The organism is Clostridium sp. HV4-5-A1G, from assembly GCF_900184915.1.
Taxonomy (GTDB): Bacteria; Bacillota; Clostridia; order Clostridiales; family Clostridiaceae; genus Clostridium_B; species Clostridium_B aromativorans.
Genome location: NZ_FXYI02000173.1, coordinates 1 through 7,538, shown reverse-complemented (window position 1 = coordinate 7,538; position 7,538 = coordinate 1). Strand labels below are relative to the sequence as shown.

Here is a 7,538-nt window from a genome sequence, read left to right as displayed (position 1 = left end):
ATATTAAAATATTATTGAATTGAATAATAAATGGTGGTATTATTATAAAAACATTCATTTGAATTTGTTTTTTTAGTATAATTTTGGGAGGATGACTAGAATGAAAAGAAATAAGGGAATTAAAAGTAAAATATTAATTTCGCTGGTATGTATTCTTGCACTTATTTTACCTGCCTGTGGAAGTTCAGGTGGAAGTTCCGGAAGTTCTGGAGGAGAGAAAAAGATCATTAATATAGGAATGATGAATGCACCAAGTGGTTTCAATCCTTTGGAGTGGACAGACGTAGCCCAGGAAGTAAGCTGTGGACTATTATTTCAAGCTCTAGTAGAATTGGATGACGATATGAAATATAAGCCTATGCTGGCCGATTCCATTACAACTAAGGACAATAAGACATTTACAATTAAACTCAATTCAAAGGCGAAATGGAGTGACGGGAAGCCTGTAACAGTAGATGATGAATTGTATACTATTGGTCTTATATCCAACCCTAAAGTGCCATCTACTGTGGCATCAAATTTTAACATAGTTGAAGGTTTGGATGAAAAAGGGAAAAATGCTGCAGGGGGTACAGATATATCTGGTGTGAAAAAAGTTGACGACCACACCATGACAATCACTACAAAGCAGCCTATGGAATTGACACTGTTTGAAGATACAATTGGAACTAAGCTTAAAGCTCTTCCTAAACACGTACTTCAGAGTACTGCACCGGAAAAGATCTATCAGAGTTCTTTCATTCAAAAGCCAACAGTAAGCGATGGACCATTTACACTTGAAAAATATGTAAAAGATCAGTATGTACAGTTTACAGCCAATAAAGGCTATTTTAAAGGCACACCTAAACTTGATGGGTTGATTTTCAAAATAATGCCTGGAGCTAATATAACTGCTCAGCTGCAGAGCGGAGAAATTGACATGAATGACCCTAACTTAGGACAGATACCTTTTGAAGATTACAGCAAGGTAAAAGGTATGAGCAATTTGACCACTGATTCAAAGGGAGTTCAAAGTACTATTCAGACTTTGATGATAAATACAAAGACTATAACCGATCCAAAGGTTAGGAAAGCTATTTCCTATGCTATAGACAGAAATATGATAATAAACAGTTTATTAAAGGGTCAGGGACAAATAATCGAGCTGCCATATTTGAAGGAAAGTAAATTTGTAAATAAAGATTTAAAGCCTACTTCTCATGATACTGAAAAAGCTAAAGCACTTTTGAAGGAAGCAGGATGGGATCCAAATAAGGCAATAAACTTTGATATACCTACAGGAAACAAAGTTCGTGAACAGGTAGCAGATATTATAACTCAGAACCTGCAGAGTGTGGGAATAAAAGTTAATCCTCAAAAGTATGATTTTGTTACAAGCCTTGCTACAGCTAAAAAACATAATTTTGATATATATCTGGTAGGTATACCTGTTTATCCTATGAATCCTGATGTATCGTCTATATTAAAAACTGGACAGGGACTTAATTTGTCACAGTACAGCAATCCGGAAATGGACAGCCTGCTTTCAAACGGCTTACATCAGACTGATCCAGCTCAGGTAAAAGCAACTTATGATAAAGTACAGGAAATATTTGCGCAGGATTTACCTTGTCCATCAGTATATGTTCAGAACCAGCTGAAAGCTGTAAATAAGAGAGTAACTTATGGAAAACCTAAGAACTACGGTATGTTCATTGATGTATATAAATGGGATGTACAGAGTAAATAGTAAAAATAATTGATCTATGCAAAAGATTATACGTTTATTAAAGACTATAATCTTTTGCAATATAAAATACAGTAGAATTTATTATAAAATTATAGAAAGGATGGTAAATATTATGAGTTGTTTGCTTTCGGTAAAACACCTCCAGACGGCATTTAAGTCCAATAAAAAAGAAGTTGTATCTGTAGAAGATGTGAGTTTTGATATAAATCGAGGGGAAACAGTGGGAATAGTTGGAGAATCAGGATGTGGTAAGAGTGTAACTTCTCTATCTATAATGAGACTTTTAGGCAAAAGAGGGTATATAAAAAATGGTGAGATAGAGTTTGACAATATAGATCTCGTAAATTTGGAAGATAAAGAGATGAGAGACATCAGGGGAAATAAAATATCCATGATATTTCAGGAACCAATGACATCTTTAAATCCTATTTTTACCATAGGAGATCAGATAACGGAAGCTATAAAGCTGCATCAGAACATGAACCATAAAGAAGCAGAGGAATGTGCAGTGAAGATGCTGAAACTGGTAGGTATACCAAGGGCAAACAAAATAATAAATGATTATCCTCACACACTGTCTGGAGGAATGAGACAGAGAGTGATGATTGCAATGGCGCTTTGCTGCAAACCTGAACTCTTGATTGCAGATGAACCCACTACTGCACTGGATGTTACCATTCAGGCTCAGATTTTAGATTTGATTAAAAAGCTCAGAAAAGAAATGAAAATGTCGGTTATGCTTATTACCCATGATTTGGGAGTTGTAGCAGAAATGGCAGATAAGGTTATTGTAATGTATGCTGGACAGGTAGTTGAAGAAGCGGATGTTTTCACTCTGTTTGACAATCCAAAACACCCTTATACAAGGGCACTTATAAAGTCAATTCCTCAAATTGATGCAAAATCCGATGAACGTCTGGAATCTATAAAAGGGATGGTTCCATCTACTTATCAGGGGATAGTTGGATGCAGGTTTCATAATCGCTGTCCTTATGCATCTCAACGATGCAAGATGGAGACGCCAGCTTTAAGTTCTAATAGAGAGGGTCATAAAGTACGATGCTTTTTAGCTGAAAATGTGGAGGAAGTAGATAAGGAGGCAATATAGCTTATGATTAAAGACATAGAGAAACAGGCAGCACCAGTGCCTTTGCTTTCCATTAAAAAATTGAAGACCTATTACCCTATAAAAAGGGGCATTTTATCCAAGACAGTTGGATATATAAAGGCAGTAGATGGTGTGGATTTGGAAATATATCAAGGGGAGACTTTGGGACTTGTGGGAGAATCAGGATGCGGAAAATCTTCGATGGGACGTACAATTGTAAGACTTGAAAATCCCACTGAAGGAAGTATAGTTTTTAATAATGAAGATATTGCAGGGTATTCCAATAAACGCATGAGCAGTATTCGCACCGATTTACAAATGATATTTCAAGATCCATATTCTTCGCTGAACCCTAAAAAACGTGTCTATGATATACTGGCGGAACCTCTTAAAGTTCATAAAATTGTTCCTGAAGACAAAATATCTGAGGAAATTGACAAGCTCTTGGATGAGGTAGAGCTTCCCAAAAATTTTAAAAACAGATATCCAAATCAATTTTCTGGGGGCCAGAGACAGCGTGTGGGTATTGCAAGGGCTCTTGCACTGAGACCCAAGCTCATCGTCTGTGATGAACCTGTATCTGCACTTGATGTGTCTACTCAGGCACAAGTGTTAAATCTTTTAAAAGACCTGCAGAAGAGATTAAATCTCACCTATCTTTTTATAGCTCATGGATTAGGGGCAGTAAAATATATAAGTGATAGAATTGCAGTTATGTATTTGGGAAAAATTGTAGAACTTGCAAGCACGGATGAAATTTTTAAAAATCCCAGACATCCTTATACTAAGGCACTTTTAAGTGCCTATCCAGTACCTAATCCACATATGAGAAACAAAGAGAGAGTCATATTGGAAGGGGATGTACCTAGTCCAGCTAATCCACCACAGGGATGTAGATTTCATACCAGGTGTAAATTTGCCAAGAAAAATTTATGCGATAAGGACATACCGGAGTTGAAACAAGTAGAAGGGGCAGATGGGAAACATCTGTCGGCTTGCTTTTTTCAAGATAGTTTTTAGCTAATGTTATTTAAGGAGGACTTTTAAATGGGTAACTATATTTTACGAAGAATATTGATAAGTATTCCAGTATTAGTTGGTGTAACTATAATAAGTTTTGTAATTATAAATATGGCACCAGGCAGTCCGCTGGACAAAATGGTTGATCCAAATCTCACAGCAGCTGATATTGCGGCTAGAAAAGCTGCACTTGGCTTAAATGGACCGTTGTATGCCAGGTATTTAGCTTGGTTAGGAAATGTGCTTCATGGGAATTTAGGGTATTCAATGACATCTTTCCAACCTGTATCCGAATTAATTGGTCAGAGAATACTTCCTACTTTTGTTCTCATGGGGGCTGCACTTCTCATTGGATTTGTCATTGCCATTCCACTTGGAGTATTGAGTGCTACTAAACAGTATTCAAAATTAGATTATATTTCTACAACAGGATCACTTATTGGAATATCAGTTCCAACTTTTTTTCTAGGTCTTGTATTTATATATATTTTTTCATTGAAGTTAAAATTATTGCCTTCTGGAGGCATGATAACACTGGGACAGGATAATGGTTTTGTGGACAGACTGAGGCATTTGATATTGCCTGCTGTTGTCCTTGGAGTAAATGAAGCGGGAACACTTGTAAGATATGTACGCTCCAGTATGCTTGAAGTGCTGAATCAGGATTATCTTCGTACTGCAAGATCAAAGGGCCTAAAGGAATCTATAGTTATAAACAAACATGCTTTTAAAAATGCAATACTGCCTGTTATAACTATAACGGGTGTAGAAATTGTAACTTTATTAGGAGGATCTGTAGTTACTGAACAGATATTTCAGTGGCCGGGGATAGGGCAGCTCACTATAGCCTCTGTAATGAGTCGTGATTATACTACTTTAATGGGTCTTATTCTATTTGGTTCAGTAGTTGTTATAGTAGCAAATCTATTAATTGATGTTATATATTCTATTGTTGATCCGCGTATTAGATATAACTAGGAGGTTAATATTATGAGCAAAATGGAAGCGGAATTAAAAAATGGTTCAAGCGATTTAGCTATTGAGGCCACCGAATCTAGTGAAAATTATGCGCGCTTGATTCTAAAGCGTTTTAAGAAACATAAAATGGCTGTAACCGGAGTTGTATTTATAGCAATATTAGCTGTAATTGCAGTAGCTGCTCCATTGTTGGCTCCACAAAGCCCGTATGCCGTAGAGAATTCTTTTGGTGCCTCACCTTCTGCAGGACATATCCTTGGAACTGATCAGGTAGGAAGAGATGTGATGAGCCGTCTTATATATGCTGCACGTGTTTCTCTCGTTGTTGGTATTGGAACAGTGATTTTAAGTGTGGGCATAGGTACAGTTCTCGGACTTATATCAGGATATTTTGGTGGAAAGGTAGATATGATTATCATGCGTATAACAGATATTTTCATGTCATTTCCCCAGATGATGCTCATATTGGTTGTAGTGAGCATTGTGGGTCCGGGCCTTTGGAATATTATATGGGTTTTGGGTTTTCTTGGATGGCCTAGTGTAGCACGTTTGGTAAGAGGAAATGTACTTTCAATCAAAGAAATGGATTATGTAAGATCTTCTGTAGCACTGGGGTTTAGTACCCCTAGAATATTGTTTTCTCATATACTTCCGAATACTATGGCGCCAATACTTGTAAATGCCACTTTCGGAATTGCCAGGGCTATTATATATGAAGCTTCACTTAGCTTTCTAGGTATGGGAGTACAGCCTCCTACAGCAAGCTGGGGAAATATGCTTACAGATGCCCAGGCTATTACGGTTTTGACTACAAAACCATGGCTTTGGTTTCCACCAGGAATTATGATTGTAATTACTGTTTTAGCATTTAACTTCATTGGTGATGGGTTGAGAGATGCCTTTGATCCGACAAATGAAAGATAACTAATTTTTAAGAAGTGAGGCATAATTTTATGGCAAATAAAGATGAAATAATAGATATTGTAGAAGAAAAAAGGAATTTATTTATTGATGTAAGTGATAGAATATGGGAATTTGCTGAAAACAGCTTTAGAGAATTTAAATCCTGCCAGCTTTTATGTAATGTGCTTGAAAAAGAAGGTTTTACAGTTCATAGAAATGCAGCGGGAATTGACACTGCATTTAAAGCGGTTTACGGTAGTGGCAGTCCGGTAATCGGAATCCTGGGCGAATATGATGCACTGTACAATTTAAGTCAAGGAGGAAAAATTGCCACAAAGGAACCCATAGTTGAAAATGGAAATGGACATGGATGTGGACACAATGCACTGGGGGCGGGCTCTCTAGCGGCTGCAGTGGCAGTTAAAGATTATCTTAAGAAGCACAATATGAGCGGGACTATATGTTATTTTGGATGCCCTGCAGAAGAGGGTGGCTCAGGTAAAACCTATATGGTTCGTGAGAAAGTATTTGATGGAGTGGATGCAGTCTTTGGATGGCATCCACAAAGCATAAATACAGTACTGGGCAGCAGTATGACTGCTAATATAGAAGCTTATTTCAGATTTTATGGTGTAAGTTCCCACGCGGCCGACTGTCCCCACCTTGGAAGAAGTGCACTGGATGCAGTAGAGCTTATGGATATAGGCGTAAATTATTTGAGAGAACATGTAATTCAGGACGCCAGGATACACTATGCCATCACAAACAGCGGCGGATCTTCACCTAATGTTGTACAATCCTATGCAGAAGTACTTTATCTGGTGAGAGCACCTAAAGTGGGCCAGACAAAGGATATTTACGAGAGAATTAAAAGTATTGCCGGAGGAGCCGCACTTATGACAGGTACCAGAGTGAAAGTGATTTTTGACAATGCTCTTTCAAATCTCATCATAAACAGCACTTTAAGCAAGATAATGTATGAAAAGATGCTGGAAATAGGACCTGTTGTCCCAGACGAAAAAGATCTCAAATATGCTGAAGCCATAAGAAGTACGTTGACAGAAGAGCAGAAAAATTATTTTCCCGTCTCCCTGGATGATAAACTCAAAGACAAATTGAGAAAAAAAGCTATTGCGGATTTTATTATACCTTATAGAGAGAGCCAGAATATAATTCATGCCTCTTCAGATGTGAGTGATGTGAGCTGGGTTGTACCCACAGCACAGTGTTTTACAGCCTGTTATGCATTTGGAACACCGGGACATTCCTGGCAGGTGGTAGCTCAGGTAAAAGCCGAGTTTTGTCACAAAAGTATGCTGATGGCAGGAAAAGTTATGGCACTTTCTGCATTGGAGCTATTTGAAAAACCTGAGCTAATTGATAAAGCTAAAAGAGAATTAAAAGAAAGACTTCACGGAGAAAAATATATATGCCCCATACCTCCAAATATTAAACCTTCTTTAAATAAAAAGAATCGTCAAAGTTTTAATGAGAATTATCTAGTTCGGAGATGATAAAAATGGCCATCATGGAAGAAGCTCAAAAAATTAAACCCTGGATGGTAGAGCTTAGAAGAAATTTTCACATGCAGCCTGAACCTTCTTTTGAAGAAGTGAAGACCTCAAAAATTATTGCTGAGAAACTCAGTAAAATGGGTATAAAAACAGTACCTACGGGAAAAACTGGAGTAATTGGACTATTGGAAGGTAAAAGGCAAGGCAGGGTCATTGGACTTAGGGCTGATATCGATGCATTGTCAGTTACAGAGGATACAGGGCTCCCATACAGTTCAAAAAATCC

General features: G+C 37.5%; 6 protein-coding genes and 1 pseudogene. All 7 read left to right on the top strand.

Annotated features, from left to right (window positions below; genetic code table 11):
- The first annotated feature begins 100 nt into the window (after positions 1–100).
- Positions 101–1,729, top strand: coding sequence for an ABC transporter substrate-binding protein (locus tag J5G60_RS15030; protein ID WP_179977598.1), 1,629 nt, complete (start codon positions 101–103; stop codon positions 1,727–1,729).
- A gap of 112 nt (positions 1,730–1,841) precedes the next feature.
- Positions 1,842–2,837, top strand: coding sequence for an ABC transporter ATP-binding protein (locus J5G60_RS15025; RefSeq protein WP_150357066.1), 996 nt, complete (start codon positions 1,842–1,844; stop codon positions 2,835–2,837).
- A gap of 3 nt (positions 2,838–2,840) precedes the next feature.
- Complete coding sequence (locus tag J5G60_RS15020; protein WP_150357065.1) at positions 2,841–3,857, top strand: ABC transporter ATP-binding protein; 1,017 nt, start codon at positions 2,841–2,843, stop codon at positions 3,855–3,857.
- 27 nt (positions 3,858–3,884) lie between these two features.
- On the top strand, positions 3,885–4,835 hold the full coding sequence (locus tag J5G60_RS15015) for an ABC transporter permease (RefSeq protein ID WP_190972207.1): 951 nt from the start codon (positions 3,885–3,887) through the stop codon (positions 4,833–4,835).
- 12 nt (positions 4,836–4,847) lie between these two features.
- The gene (gene opp4C / locus J5G60_RS15010) at positions 4,848–5,759 is read left to right on the top strand and encodes an oligopeptide ABC transporter permease (RefSeq protein ID WP_150357064.1); all 912 of its coding nucleotides are present in this window, start codon (positions 4,848–4,850) and stop codon (positions 5,757–5,759) included.
- Between the two features lie 29 nt (positions 5,760–5,788).
- On the top strand, positions 5,789–7,252 hold the full coding sequence (locus J5G60_RS15005; RefSeq protein ID WP_150357063.1) for a M20 family metallopeptidase: 1,464 nt from the start codon (positions 5,789–5,791) through the stop codon (positions 7,250–7,252).
- 5 nt (positions 7,253–7,257) lie between these two features.
- Positions 7,258–7,538 (top strand): annotated as a pseudogene (locus J5G60_RS15000) (M20 metallopeptidase family protein); the annotation flags it as partial.